At 61.9% G+C, this 12,739-nt stretch carries 14 protein-coding genes; 11 read left to right on the top strand and 3 right to left on the bottom strand.

What is annotated here, in order from left to right; all coding sequences use genetic code 11:
- Window positions 1-8: 8 nt before the first annotated feature.
- Complete coding sequence (locus P0D87_RS03940; protein ID WP_408636729.1) at window positions 9-1,055, top strand: LacI family DNA-binding transcriptional regulator; 1,047 nt, start codon at window positions 9-11, stop codon at window positions 1,053-1,055.
- Between the two features lie 28 nt (window positions 1,056-1,083).
- On the top strand, window positions 1,084-1,668 hold the full coding sequence (locus P0D87_RS03945) for a cation efflux transmembrane domain-containing protein (RefSeq protein WP_408636730.1): 585 nt from the start codon (window positions 1,084-1,086) through the stop codon (window positions 1,666-1,668).
- 24 nt (window positions 1,669-1,692) lie between these two features.
- Here the strand turns inward: P0D87_RS03945 and P0D87_RS03950 are convergent, their stop codons facing one another.
- Together P0D87_RS03950 and P0D87_RS03955 are read right to left on the bottom strand one after the other, a co-directional pair.
- Entirely contained in the window at window positions 1,693-2,505 is an 813-nt protein-coding gene (locus tag P0D87_RS03950; RefSeq protein WP_053859284.1) for a carboxymuconolactone decarboxylase family protein, read from the bottom strand.
- The gene (locus tag P0D87_RS03955) at window positions 2,483-2,908 is read right to left on the bottom strand and encodes a (R)-mandelonitrile lyase (protein ID WP_053859283.1); all 426 of its coding nucleotides are present in this window, start codon (window positions 2,906-2,908) and stop codon (window positions 2,483-2,485) included. The genes P0D87_RS03950 and P0D87_RS03955 overlap by 23 nt, the downstream gene beginning before the upstream one ends.
- 114 nt (window positions 2,909-3,022) lie before the next feature.
- Here P0D87_RS03955 and P0D87_RS03960 point away from each other — a divergent pair, with 114 nt between their 5' ends.
- From P0D87_RS03960 to lra1, 7 genes are all read left to right on the top strand, one after another.
- Window positions 3,023-3,925, top strand: coding sequence for a LysR family transcriptional regulator (locus P0D87_RS03960; protein WP_053859282.1), 903 nt, complete (start codon window positions 3,023-3,025; stop codon window positions 3,923-3,925).
- Between the two features lie 198 nt (window positions 3,926-4,123).
- Entirely contained in the window at window positions 4,124-5,383 is a 1,260-nt protein-coding gene (locus P0D87_RS03965) for an MFS transporter (RefSeq protein WP_053859281.1), read from the top strand.
- Window positions 5,384-5,528: 145 nt separating this feature from the next.
- Entirely contained in the window at window positions 5,529-5,873 is a 345-nt protein-coding gene (locus tag P0D87_RS03970; protein WP_006046681.1) for a hypothetical protein, read from the top strand.
- Window positions 5,874-6,048: 175 nt separating this feature from the next.
- Entirely contained in the window at window positions 6,049-6,801 is a 753-nt protein-coding gene (locus P0D87_RS03975) for an SDR family NAD(P)-dependent oxidoreductase (RefSeq protein WP_006046682.1), read from the top strand.
- A gap of 88 nt (window positions 6,802-6,889) precedes the next feature.
- Window positions 6,890-8,218 (top strand): MFS transporter, encoded by a 1,329-nt coding sequence (locus tag P0D87_RS03980; protein ID WP_053859280.1) that lies wholly within the window; start codon window positions 6,890-6,892, stop codon window positions 8,216-8,218.
- Between the two features lie 48 nt (window positions 8,219-8,266).
- Window positions 8,267-9,445 carry an L-rhamnonate dehydratase gene (rhmD, locus tag P0D87_RS03985; protein WP_006046684.1) on the top strand — a complete coding sequence of 393 codons (1,179 nt, stop codon included), beginning with the start codon at window positions 8,267-8,269 and terminating at the stop codon, window positions 9,443-9,445.
- Between the two features lie 42 nt (window positions 9,446-9,487).
- On the top strand, window positions 9,488-10,270 hold the full coding sequence (lra1, locus tag P0D87_RS03990) for an L-rhamnose 1-dehydrogenase Lra1 (protein WP_053859279.1): 783 nt from the start codon (window positions 9,488-9,490) through the stop codon (window positions 10,268-10,270).
- Window positions 10,271-10,285: 15 nt separating this feature from the next.
- Here lra1 and P0D87_RS03995 read toward each other — a convergent pair whose 3' ends face one another.
- Entirely contained in the window at window positions 10,286-11,281 is a 996-nt protein-coding gene (locus tag P0D87_RS03995; protein WP_006046686.1) for a LysR family transcriptional regulator, read from the bottom strand.
- A gap of 157 nt (window positions 11,282-11,438) precedes the next feature.
- Between P0D87_RS03995 and P0D87_RS04000 the strand changes: the two genes are divergently transcribed.
- Complete coding sequence (locus tag P0D87_RS04000; RefSeq protein ID WP_053859278.1) at window positions 11,439-11,762, top strand: L-rhamnose mutarotase; 324 nt, start codon at window positions 11,439-11,441, stop codon at window positions 11,760-11,762.
- Between the two features lie 37 nt (window positions 11,763-11,799).
- Window positions 11,800-12,693, top strand: a complete 894-nt coding sequence (locus tag P0D87_RS04005; RefSeq protein WP_053859277.1) for an amidohydrolase family protein — start codon at window positions 11,800-11,802, stop codon at window positions 12,691-12,693.
- Window positions 12,694-12,739 lie beyond the last annotated feature (46 nt).

A 12,739-nucleotide genomic window follows, 5' to 3' on the forward strand; every position in this document is an offset into this window, starting at 1 on the left:
AGAACCGTGTGGCAACACTGAAAGATGTCGCGGCGCTGGCCGGTGTCGGCATGTCGACCGCATCGCGCGTTATTTCCGGCAAAGGGCCCGTTTCCGGCGACGCGGCCGCGCGCGTGCGGGCCGCAATCGAGCAGCTCAACTTCCGCCCGTCGTCCATTGGCCGCGCAATGGCGACGCAGTCGCTCGGCATGATCGGCATTTTCGTGCCGACGTTCTTCGGCTCGTATTACGGCACGATCCTCAAGCAGACCGACACTGAACTGCGCGCCGTGCGACGTCATGTGGTCGTGGCAACCGGCTGCGGCGAAGTGTCGCCGCGCGAGCAGGCCATCGAGGCCGTGCGTTTTCTGATTGGCCGCGACTGCGACGGCGTCGTGGTAATCAGCCACGATCTGCATGACGAAGACCTCATCATGCTGCATCGGATGCACCCGAAAATGGTTTTTCTGAATCGGGCGTTCGATCAGTTTCCAGAAGCGTCGTTTTGCGCGGATCATCGGCATGGCGGCGAGCTGGCTGCGCGCACACTGCTGGACCACGGGCATCGCGAAATCGCCGTGATTTCAGGGCCTTTTACCGCGTCGGACAACATGACGCGGCTCGAAGGTTTCTTCGCCGAACTCGCGCGCGCGGGCATTGCGCGGGGCGACGTGACCTTGATCGAATCGGACTTCTCGCCGGAAGGCGGCTATGCGGCCGCGCAAAAACTGCTTGATTCGAAGCAGCGTTTTACGGGTCTCTTCTGCGCAAACGACACGATGGCTGTCAGCGCGCTCGCGCGTTTTCATCAGGCGGGCGTTTCAGTGCCGCACGAATTGTCGGTGATCGGTTACGACGATGATTACTCCGCTGCCTATGCCGCGCCCGGCCTCACGTCGGTCCATATTCCGACTGCCGAACTGACGCAGAACGCGGTGCGCTGGCTCATCAACCAGTGCTATCGAACCACGTGGGAGATATTCCGCGAGTTTCCGGTCAGCGTGACGGTGCGCGAGTCGGTGGGGCCGGTGCGAGGGGTGGAGGCTGTTCCTATCGGCGAATCGACGCAGGCTTGACGCGATGCGGCCGAACGCATCATCTGCAATGACGCGCCCGCTACTGCGTCGGGTCGTGGCCGGCGTCGCTCTGGCAAACGCCGCGTATTTTTTCGTCGAGTTCTTTGTTGCCCGGAAAATTGGATCGGTTTCGCTTTTCGCCGACAGCATCGATTTTCTCGAAGACGCCGTGGTCAACTTTTTAATTTTCGCCGCTCTCGGATGGTCCGTGCGCAATAGAGCGCGTGCCGGCATGGTGCTCGCGGCAATTCTATTAGTCCCTGCGTTGGCGCTGCTCTGGACCGCATGGCAGAAGTTCAATGCACCGACACCGCCGGAGCCCTGGCTGCTGTCGGGCACCGGACTTGGAGCGTTAGCGGTCAACCTCGCGTGTGCGGTTGTGCTCGCCAGATTCCGGCACCATTCGGGCAGCCTTACTCGCGCGGCATTCCTGTCGGCTCGCAATGACGCCTTCGCGAATATCGCGATCATTCTCGCGGGACTGGTCACATTGTTATGGCGCTCGGGCTGGCCCGATCTTCTGGTCGGACTCGGAATCGCCATTGTCAATGCAGATGCCGCGAAGGAAGTTTGGCTCGCTGCGAGGGATGAGCATCGGTCTGCGCAGACATGAGCGGGCAGCGCCGCAATTGATCCGTCACACCGCACGCTTTGCGAACACATCCTTGAACATAGGCATTGCCGAGAATACATTCGGCCATCCCGCGTAGAAGGCCAAGTGGGTCAATGCCTCGGACGCTTCGGCTTTTGTGAGCCCATTGTCCATCGCGCGGTTCAGGTGATACGGAATCTGCGCGACCTGGCCGTTCGCAACCAGTGCGCTCACTGTCACGAGGCTCCTGTCTCGCGGCGCGAGTCCCGGACGCAGCCACAAATCGCGGAAGAGCGCATCGGTCGTGTATTGAACGACGCCGGGCGCCACTTCGCCGAAGTTCTCCTCGACCATCCGCGCGCGCTGCTGTTCCGAGCTTTCGTTTAAAGGCAGTAACGTCACGTCGGCGTCAGGAATCTGATCAGGTCCAATGCCTCTTTCGTCGAAGATGCGCGTCGCCACGCTCGATGCAGCGGTTGCATTGCCCCACCCGGAATAGAACGCCAGATGCGCGATCATCTCCGAGATCTCGGCTGGTTTAACGCCATTGTCTAGCGCAAGCCCGAAGTAAAATGGCATGTCGGCGGTCTGCCCGCGCGAGATCATTACCGAAAGCGTGACGATGCTGCGGTCGCGTGGCGAGAGCTGCGGCCGCTTCCATAGACCGTCGAACACAGTGTTCGCGGTGTATCGCGCGAACGCTGGAGATACCGATTTCAAGTCCGCAACGGACGATGCTTGTTCCATACTTCCACTCCCTTTAATAGATGCGCAGGCGCAGACGAAGAGCGACGCGCTCAGTGCCGCGATTAACGCAGGCCGGCGGAGAACGAGGTTATGGCTGGCGGTGTTGCTCATCGCCGACCGATTGGAGGTACTGCTCGTCCGTCACCTTCTCGAGCCAATTGACGTTCTTGCCGTCGAGCGCTTCCTGAATTGCGATGTGAGTCATTGCGGTAGTCGATGTCGCGCCATGCCAGTGCTTGTGGCCGGGCGGGCACCAGATCACATCGCCGGCACGAATCTCCACACGCGGCTCGCCCTCGCATTGCGTCCAGCCGCAACCGGCCGTCACGAGCAGCGTCTGGCCAAGCGGGTGCGTGTGCCACGCGGTCCGCGCGCCCGGCTCGAACGTGACGCTGGCGCACGACACGCGTGCGGGCGGCGGCGGAGCATTCAAAGGATCGATGCGGACAGTGCCGGTGAACCATTCGTCAGGGCCTTTAATAGAGGGCTGGGAGCCCGCGCGCTTCAATTCCATCGTGCTGCTTCTCCGTCGAGGTGGGTCGGTGCATTACATCAATGTAACGTCTCGCCATTCATGCGACTAGGTGGCAAACTTGGCATGGTCTTATGCAATGGTGCATGAATCGAAATGGAAGACTTCAACGAACTGGCCGCGTTCATGCGAGTCGCGCATGAGCGGAACTTCACGCGTGCAGCCGCGCAGCTAGGCATGTCGCAATCGGCTCTGAGTCGCATGGTGCGCGCGCTCGAAGCGCGAATGGGCGTGCCGTTGCTCACTCGCACGACGCGCAGTGTCGCGCCGACAGAGGCGGGCGAGCGGCTGCTTTCGTCAATCGGACCGCGCCTTAGGGACATCGAGGCAGAGCTTGAATCGCTGCGTGCAATGACGGACCGGCCCGCCGGAAGCGTTCGGATCACGACGACGGACTACGCGGCAAACGAATACGTCTGGCCGCGAGTACAAACGCTATTGCACCAATACCCGGAGATCAAAATCGAGCTCGTGTACGACTATGGGCTTTCCGATCTGGTCGCGGACGGGTACGACATTGGCGTGCGCCTCGGCGACCAGGTCGCGAAAGACATGATCGCGATGCGCATTGCGCCCGATATGACGATGTCGATAGTCGGATCGCCGGAATATCTCGCGTCGAGAATCGTGGCGAAAACACCGCAGGATCTGACTCGGCACAACTGCATCAATCTGCGCCTGCCGACCATGAACTCGTTGCTGGCCTGGGAGTTGAGTAAGGGGCGGCGCGAGCTACAGGTTCGCGTAGAGGGACAACTGACTTTCAATAACGTCTATCAGATGGTCGAGGCCGCGCTCGCCGGCTTCGGGCTTGCGTACGTGCCGAAGAAACTGGTGGAGCCGCATGTCGAGGCCGGGCGTCTCGCCTGGGTTCTCGAAGACTGGTTTCCGACATTTGTCGGCCACCATGTTTATTATCCGAGCCGTCATAAGTCGTCGAGGGCGGTTGAACTCGTCGTCGATGCACTGAAGGCCGGCTTTACGGGGCGAACTCGATAAGGACAGTGCTCAATCGCGCGGCGTGTTTGTCATTCGCGACGCTTGCCGCGAGAGCGTTCGTGTCCAAACGAAGTCCGCCAAACTGCTGTATCTTGCTCACTTGCGCTGAAGGATACCGGACAGCGAGGCAATGAAAAAACCCCTTTGTTCGCGAGGTTTCCTTGATTTCAACGAATCACGATGGAGCATGCGTCACCCATGTTGAGAGAAGATAATTTGCCGGCGAGCGAGGTCGCGCCCGACGACGACCGAGCGTCGTCGCCCTTGCGTTCATGGCTCGCCGTTGTGGCCGTTGCAATCGGCGCCTTTGCATTCGTGACGACGGAATTTTTGCCGGTCGGACTCTTGCCGCGCGTCGCCGCCGATCTCGGCGTGTCGCCTGGCACGGCCGGTTTGATGGTCACGGTGCCCGGCGTGATCGCCGCGATTTCTGCGCCTGGCCTGATGCTGGTCGCGGGCCGCATGGATCGGCGGCTCGTCTTCCTGTTACTCACGGCTTTATTGCTGGCATCCAATCTGATTTCGGCGTTCGCGCCGAATTTCGGTGTGATGCTGGCGGGTCGCGCGTTGCTCGGCGCCGCGCTCGGCGGCTTCTGGACGCTCGCCACTGCTGCGTCCGGGCGTCTCGTGCTGCCGAAAGACTCGGCGCGCGCGATGGCGACGATCCTCACCGGCGTCACCTGTGCAACGGTGATCGGCGTGCCGCTCGGCACGTTCATCGCGAGCTTCGCGTCGTGGCGCGCGTCGTTCATGGCAACGGGCGGGCTCGTCGCGAGTGCGCTGATTGCGCAGTTCCTGTTCGTGCCGTCGCTGCCCTCGAACGCCGCATTGCGTTTGCACGATCTCGTTTCGCTGCTGCGCAGGCCGCATCCGCGCCGCAGCATGATGATGGTGGGGCTCGTGTTCGGCGCGCACTTCTCGTCGTACACGTACATCACGCCGTTCCTGCTGCGCAATGCGAACCTGACGATGCCGACCATTACCTGGCTCCTGCTCGGCTTTGGCATCATCGGTTTCTTTTCGAACTTCGCTGTTTCGTCGACGGTTACGCGCAGTCTGAAAATCTCCCTTGGTGCGATGATCTCGCTGCTCCTGTTCGCGCTTGTTCTGCTGCCCGTATTACAGCATTCGCCGCCCGGCGTCATTGCGCTCGTACTCGCGTGGGGCGTGGCGTTCGGCGCGCTGCCGCTATGCTTCAGCATCTGGATTCAGCGCGCGACGCCCGATTCTCCGGAAGCCGGCTCCGCGCTCTTCGTGAGCATCATTCAGGTGGCGATTGCGGTGGGTTCGCTCGTCGGCGGAATCGTGGTCGATCACGTGGGCATTGCGACGGACTTTCTGTTCGGCAGCGGCCTCGCGTTGCTCGGACTGGCGGCGCTCGCGAGCTTCGGTAGAAGCGGCGAGAGCAAGCCTGCGCCAGAAGCGGTGGCGTGCACCGAATGCAACTGCCGCGTGTAGCTTCTGGTCATTAGAAGGCGCGGGTGTTGATTTCGACGCGCGCGCCCTCAATTCACTAAGCTGACTATTTCTACGGCCGGATACGGCCGGCAAGTGCGAGTCGAAGTGCTCACAGTTGAACAGGACAGGTGGAAAAATCACGCGGATGAAAAAAGTCGACTCGACACACACTCCGGCGACGCGTGCGGAGTTGCTGTGCTTTCTCGTGGCGATCGCGGCGGCATCGTATGCGCTTAGCGCCGAGTGGCGCGTGGATCACGTCGTTCAGTGCTGCCGCCAGTGGCTCGCAAAAAATAGAACGACCATGCATTGGCTCGAGCGTGTGCGCATCGGGCAACTCGCCTTGAAAATCGCAAGCCAGGATCTCATCGACGCGGGCGTGGCCGTGCGCCTGTCGAATGTACAGGCGCTCTTTACGAGCGAAATGGAACTGAACGAAGCGAGCACGATGGTTCAGCGCATGATGGCGCTGTGCCAGGAAGCGATCTGACCGGATTCATACTGTCTCTTCCTGCGGACTTCGCCAATCGTCCCGCACGTCCGCACGGCCCGTTCACCGATCCAGTTTTGTTATCGACCTTTCCATTTCTCGGATTGTTGCCGCATCACGGCGCCCGTATATTGCCGTAAAGCCCACTACGAAAACACGGACGCTGGAGACGCGAATGAACCGAATCGATCTGGAAGGACGCGTTGTCGCCATCACGGGCGGCGCGCGCGGCATCGGCTATGCGGTGGCGCAACGCGCGCTGAACTCGGGTGCATCGGTCGCGCTATGGGACATCGACGGCGAGCGGCTCGCGCGCAGTCAGCGCGAACTCAGCGCACTCGGCAAGGTGACCGCGGTCACCGTCGAACTTACCCAGGAAGCGGCCGTCCAGCATGCGGTTGCGCAGACCGTTCTCGATCACGGCGCGATCGACGTGCTGATTAATTCGGCGGGCATTACCGGCGGCAACGGCACGACATGGGAACTGGAGCCGGAGATGTGGCGGCGCGTCATCGACGTCAATCTGATCGGCCCGTATCTCACCTGCCGCGCCGTCGTCCCGCAGATGCTCAAGCAGGGCTATGGGCGGATCGTCAATATCGCGTCGGTCGCGGGCAAGGAGGGCAACCCGAACGCGTCGCACTACAGCGCGTCGAAGGCGGGGCTCATCGGCCTCACAAAATCGCTCGGCAAGGAACTCGCGACGAAGAACATTCTCGTCAACGCGGTCACGCCCGCAGCCGCAAAGACCGAGATCTTCGATTCAATGTCGCAGCAGCACATCGACTATATGCTTTCAAAGATTCCGATGAACCGCTTTCTTCTCCCCGAAGAAGCGGCGTCGCTGATTCTCTGGCTCGCCTCAGAAGACTGCGCATTCAGCACCGGCTCGGTATTCGATCTGTCGGGCGGACGCGCGACTTACTGAGCGTCCAACGCGGCGCCGCTCAAGGCGCACGCGTCACATCACACAAGAACCGCGAGGCCGCGAACGCGAGCTGCGCGAAGGAGATGACATGGACCCGCAAGCGAGCGCTTCGCTGGAGGCGATCACCGGCAAGGTCATGCGCCGGCTGCTGCCATTCCTGCTATTGATGTACGTGCTGGCATTTCTCGACCGCGCGAACATCGGCTTCGCACAGAAGGCGCTGCAGCACGACACCGGGCTTTCGAACGCGGCCTTTGCGTTCGGCGCGGGCGTTTTCTTTGTCGGCTATGCATTGTTCGAGGTGCCAAGCAATTTGCTGCTGCATCGCGTCGGCGCGCGAGCATGGATGTGCCGCATCATGGTGACGTGGGGACTGGTCTCGGCGGCGATGTGCATGGCGCATACCGCGACGATGTTCTACACATTGCGGTTTCTATTAGGTGTCGCCGAAGCAGGCTTCTTTCCCGGCGTCATTTATTACCTCGCACACTGGTTCCCACAGCGTGCGCGCGCCCGCGCCGTCGGCATGTTTTATTTCGGCGCGCCGTTGGCGTTTATCTTCGGTGGTCCGTTGTCGGGCTCGCTGCTCGAACTGCATGGCGCGTTCGGCCTCGCGGGCTGGCAGTGGCTTTTTCTCGTCGAAGGCTTGCTCGCCACGCTCGTCGGTATATGGGCTTTCTGGTATCTCGACAATCGTCCCGACGACGCACGCTGGCTCGATTCGCACGAACGCACGAGCTTGCGCGCGGCGCTCGATGAAGACGCGCGCGCAGCCTCGGCACATGGACCGCATCGCATTCTTGCCGCGCTGGTGGATCGCCGCGTTTTGCTGCTGTCGCTCATCTATCTGCTGATTCAGATGAGCGTCTATGGCGTGATCTTTTATTTGCCGCAACAGGTCGCCGCTTTGCTTGGAACGACCGTGGGTTTTCACGTCGGACTCGTCGCCGCATTGCCGTGGTTGTGTGCGCTCGCCGTCACCTGGTACGTGCCGCGCCGCGCGGATCGGACGGGCGGGCATCGTCGCTGGGCTTCCGCGTTGCTCGTCATGGCGGGCCTTGGCATCGGCCTATCGGGGCTCGCGCATAACCCGGTCATCGGGCTAATTGCGCTGTGCTGCGCGGCAAGCGGTTTCATTGCCGCCCAGCCGCTGTTCTGGACATTCCCGACGCGCCTCCTGACCGGTGCCGCCGCCGCGGGCGGCATCGCGCTGATCAACTCGCTCGGCAGCCTCGGCGGTTTCATTGCGCCGAGCTTGCGCACCGCGGCCGAGCGCGCGTTTTCCTCGACATCGGCGGGACTGGTCGTGCTCGGCGCGTCCAGTCTGCTCGCCGCGCTGCTGATCGGCACGCTGTTGCGCCGCGACGGCGCGCAGCCTGCCGATTCATTTCACGACCTGCTGCATCGCGCCCGCTAGGCGCATTCCCGGCGACACCTTCGACGCCCATCACGGAGCCTCTCTCTCATGGCCATGCCCACAATCCGGCACGTGCGTGCCTTCATCGTCCGCGGCGGCGGAGCGGACTATCACGACCAACCCGGCGGACACTGGATCGACGATCACATCTCGACGCCGATGGCGCGTTATCCGGAGTACCGTCAGAGCCGCCAGTCGTTCGGCATCAATGTACTCGGCACGCTGGTTGTCGAAATAGAAGCGAGCGACGGCACAGTCGGCTTCGCGGTGACGACGGGCGGCGAGATCGGCGCATTCATCGTCGAAAAACATCTGGCGCGTTTTCTCGAAGGCCAGCTCGTCACCGACATCGAGAAGATGTGGGATCAGATGTACTACGCCACGCTTTATTACGGGCGCAAAGGCGTCGTGCTCAATACGATTTCCGGCGTCGATCTCGCGCTGTGGGATCTGCTCGCGAAAGTGCGCAAGGAGCCGGTGTATCAACTATTGGGCGGTCCGGTGCGCGACGAACTGGTGTTCTATGCAACCGGCGCGCGTCCCGATCTCGCGAAAGAAATGGGCTTTATCGGCGGAAAACTGCCGTTGCAGCACGGTCCCGCCGAAGGCGAAGCGGGACTCAAGCTCAACCTCGAGAAACTTGCCGACATGCGCAGCCGCGTCGGCGACGACTTCTGGCTGATGTACGACTGCTGGATGAGTCTGGACGTGCCATATGCGACGCGGCTCGCGCATGCCGCGCACGAGTACGGACTGAAATGGATAGAAGAGTGCCTGTCGCCCGACGACTACTGGGGTTACGCCGAACTGCGGCGCAACGTGCCGCGCGGCATGATGGTGTCGACGGGAGAACACGAAGCGACGCGTTGGGGCTTTCGCATGCTGCTCGAGATGCAATGCTGCGATCTGATTCAACCGGACGTGGGCTGGTGCGGCGGCATTACCGAGCTCATCAAGATCTCGGCGCTTGCGGATGCGCATAACGTGATGGTGGTGCCGCATGGTTCGTCGGTGTATAGCTATCATTTCGTCGTCACGCGTCATAACTCGCCGTTCTCCGAGTTTCTGATGATGGCGCCCAAAGCCGACGAAGTCGTGCCGATGTTCACGCCGCTTCTGCTCGACGAACCGGTGCCCGTCAATGGACGTATGAAAGTGCCCGACACGCCGGGCTTCGGCGTGCGGCTCAATCCGGAATGCGCGCTGGTGCGGCCTTATCCGCGCTAATGCGCTGCACTTCTTTCGATTCAATCAGCGAAGGAGAATGACGTGCTGCTCAAGGACAAGGTCGTGATCGTCACCGGCGGTTCGCGCGGCATCGGGCGCGCGATAGCCGTTGCGTGCGCAACGGAAGGCGCGGACGTCGCGATCAACTACTGGGGCGATAACGACGCGTCGTACGGACGCCGCTCGGCGGTCGCCGAAGTGGTCGAGGAAATCGAGGCGCTCGGGCGGCGCGTGATCGCGATTGAAGGCAATGTCGCCGCGCGCGAGACAGGGCAGCAACTGGTGCGCGAAACCGTGCAGGCATTCGGCAAGGTGGACGTGCTCGCGAGTAACGCCGGCATCTGCCCGTTCCATGCGTTTCTCGACATGCCGGCGGAAGTACTCGAGTCCACCGTCGCGGTGAATCTGAACGGCGCGTTCTACGTCACGCAAGCCGCCGCGCAGCAAATGAAAGCGCAGGGCACGGGCGGCGCGATTGTCGCGACCAGTTCGATCAGCGCGCTCGTCGGCGGCGGTATGCAGACGCATTACACGCCGACCAAGGCGGGCGTTCACTCGCTGATGCAGTCGTGTGCGGTTGCATTGGGACCGTATGGCATCCGCTGCAACTCGGTGATGCCAGGCACGATCGCGACGGACCTCAACGCGGAAGACCTCGCCGACGAAGCGAAGAAAGCCTACTTCGAAAAGCGCATTCCGCTCGGGCGCCTGGGCCGTCCCGACGATGTGGCGGACTGCGTGGTGTTTCTCGCGTCCGACCGTGCGCGCTATGTGACGGGCGCGGCGTTGCTCGTCGACGGCGGGCTGTTCGTCAATCTGCAATGACGCGCGATGCCGATTTCAGCTAACCGGTGCGGAAGCATTCGCGGCCAGCGTGGACGTGGTGCCGCCATCGCGTGTGAGGCGCCGCGAGAAACCGCGCAGCAGTTCGATGAAGCGCAGCGCCGGCTCGGCGAGCGGTTCTTCCTTGCGCGTGAGAATGCCGAAACCCGCAAGGCTCTTGCCGATTTCGAGCGGCAATGCGACCAGCAGTTTGCCGCGCAGGTGATCGCGCACGACCGACTCCGGCAGCATCGCGACCGCATCGTAGTTCTCGAGCAATTGCAGCGTCGCGAAGATCGACGCGCATTCGGTGAGATTGACCGGCGTCGCGAGCCCGGCGCGCGCGAGTTCTTCCTCGAACAGCACGCGCGCCGGGCTGCTGACGGGCTGCGCAACCCACGGCCAGTCGATGAGTTCGCGCAACGTGATGCGCGCGCGGCTCGCGAGCGGATGTACGGAGCGCACCACGAGCATCAAGGTTTCGCGCGCGAGCGGCTCGAAACTGAAATCGTTGTGTTGCAACGGACTCGTCAGCCGTCCAAGCGCGAGATCGACTTCGCGGCGATGCAGCAACTGCACGACCTGGTCGCTGGTTTCGCCGAGTATGCGCACGTTGAGCAAGGGGCTTTCGGTTTTGAGTGCGGCCACCGCCATCGCCATCAGATCGGGCGCGGCGCCCATGATCGCGCCGACCGTCAACTGGCCGTGTCCGCCGCGGCGCTTGACTTCGAGGTCTTCGGCGAAACGCGTGAGTTCGGCGAGCGCGCGCCGCGCGTAGGCCAGCGTGACGACGCCGAGCGGCGTGGGCGTCATGCCGCGCGCGTTGCGTTCGAACAGCAGAAAGCCGAACGCTTCCTCGATGTCGCCGAGCATGCGGCTCGCGCTCGGCTGCGCGACGTTGACGGCTTCGGCGGCCTGATGGAGATTGCGCGCGTCGTCGAGCGCGACGAGCAGCGCGAGGTGCTTGAACTTGAGCCGATTGACGAGTGCGACGGTTGCTGAGAGTTGGCTCATGATCCCGGTGCGATTCGGATTGTGGATCGCCCAATCCCAACAACGGATTGAGATGCTATCGACGCTGGAATTATAGTCTTTGCAGGCGCTTCGCCGCGAAAGCGCATAACGCCGAGACAACGAACGACAACGAACAGACAACGAAGAGACAGCCGCAATGGAGACAATCGCTTTCCGGATGGTGCTCAACCCCGGCATGCGCGAGGAATACGAGCGCCGGCACGCACAGATCTGGCCGGAACTGGTTGACGCATTGCACAACGCCGGCGTGCGCGAGTACCGCATCTTCTTCGATCCCGGCACCGATCATCTTTTCGCGGTGCTCACGCGCACCACGCATCACACGATGGACGCGCTTCCCGAACTCGAAGTCATGCGCAAATGGTGGGATTACATGGCCGACATCATGCATACCGCCGCGGACCACACGCCGCTTCAGCAGCCGCTCGAACAGGTGTTTGGTCTGAGTTCGCTCAGCTAATTGATTGCTTGCCACGCTATAAAGACGGAGGCATCGCATGCAGGTTGTCGACTCGCATATCCACCTGTGGGATCTGAATACGCACCGTTACCCTTGGCTGGAAAATCCGGGCGTGTCCTTCGTCGGCGACGCGCGCGCTCTGAAGCACGACTATCTGCTCGATAACCTGCTTGCAGAAGCGGGCGACATCGACGTGAAAAAGCTCGTGCATGTCGAAGCCAATCATGATCCCGCCGATCCCGTCGAGGAAACGCGCTGGCTGCAAGGCATCGCCGATCGCGCCGAATCGCGCGGCATGCCGAATGCGATCGTCGCCGCCGTCGATCTCGCTTCGCCGAATGCGCCCGCGGTGCTCGAAGCGCATGCGTCGTTTGCGAATACGCGCGGCGTGCGGCAGATTCTCAATGTGCACGAGAACAGATTGTTCGATTACGTCGGCCGCCATTACATGCGCGAGCCGCAGTGGCGCGAGAACTTTGCGTTGCTGCGCCGTCACGGCATGTCGTTCGATTTGCAGTTGTATCCGTCGCAAATGGAAGAGGCCGCCGCTCTGGCGCGCGCGCATTCGGACACGCTGTTCGCCGTCAATCATGCGGGCATGTTCGTGGACCGAAGCAGCGTCGCCGGTTATCGCGCGTGGCGCGACGGCCTGCGCATGCTCGCCGGTTGCAGCAACGTGTACGTGAAGATCAGCGGACTCGCGATGTTCGACCATCAATGGACCGTGGAAAGCCTGCGGCCCTATGTGCTCGAGACAATCGACGCGTTCGGTGCCGAGCGCGCGATGTTCGCGTCGAACTTCCCCGTCGACCGTTTGTTCGGGTCGTATACGGATTTGTGGCATGCGTATGCCGCGATTGTGGAAGGCGCGAGTGTCGCGGAGAAAGAGGCGCTCTTTTGCGGCAACGCGGAGCGCTTCTATCGGATCTGAAAAACCGCGGCAAAAAAACAAAAGCGCCCGATAAACGCAAACGAAG

Source organism: Paraburkholderia sp. RL17-368-BIF-A (assembly GCF_046054045.1).
GTDB lineage: Bacteria > Pseudomonadota > Gammaproteobacteria > Burkholderiales > Burkholderiaceae > Paraburkholderia > Paraburkholderia graminis.

What these genes read in the sequence shown, in the direction of transcription:
- P0D87_RS03965 (WP_053859281.1), top strand. Translation starts at nt 4,124, where the DNA reads ATGTTGAGAGAAGATAATTTGCCGGCGAGCGAGGTCGCGCCCGACGAC.
- P0D87_RS03960 (WP_053859282.1), top strand. Translation starts at nt 3,023, where the DNA reads ATGGAAGACTTCAACGAACTGGCCGCGTTCATGCGAGTCGCGCATGAG.
- P0D87_RS03975 (WP_006046682.1), top strand. Translation starts at nt 6,049, where the DNA reads ATGAACCGAATCGATCTGGAAGGACGCGTTGTCGCCATCACGGGCGGC.
- P0D87_RS03945 (WP_408636730.1), top strand. Translation starts at nt 1,084, where the DNA reads ATGACGCGCCCGCTACTGCGTCGGGTCGTGGCCGGCGTCGCTCTGGCA.
- P0D87_RS03970 (WP_006046681.1), top strand. Translation starts at nt 5,529, where the DNA reads ATGAAAAAAGTCGACTCGACACACACTCCGGCGACGCGTGCGGAGTTG.
- P0D87_RS04005 (WP_053859277.1), top strand. Translation starts at nt 11,800, where the DNA reads ATGCAGGTTGTCGACTCGCATATCCACCTGTGGGATCTGAATACGCAC.
- rhmD (WP_006046684.1), top strand. Translation starts at nt 8,267, where the DNA reads ATGGCCATGCCCACAATCCGGCACGTGCGTGCCTTCATCGTCCGCGGC.
- P0D87_RS03955 (WP_053859283.1), bottom strand. Translation starts at nt 2,908, where the DNA reads ATGGAATTGAAGCGCGCGGGCTCCCAGCCCTCTATTAAAGGCCCTGAC.
- P0D87_RS03995 (WP_006046686.1), bottom strand. Translation starts at nt 11,281, where the DNA reads ATGAGCCAACTCTCAGCAACCGTCGCACTCGTCAATCGGCTCAAGTTC.
- P0D87_RS03980 (WP_053859280.1), top strand. Translation starts at nt 6,890, where the DNA reads ATGGACCCGCAAGCGAGCGCTTCGCTGGAGGCGATCACCGGCAAGGTC.
- P0D87_RS03950 (WP_053859284.1), bottom strand. Translation starts at nt 2,505, where the DNA reads ATGAGCAACACCGCCAGCCATAACCTCGTTCTCCGCCGGCCTGCGTTA.
- P0D87_RS04000 (WP_053859278.1), top strand. Translation starts at nt 11,439, where the DNA reads ATGGAGACAATCGCTTTCCGGATGGTGCTCAACCCCGGCATGCGCGAG.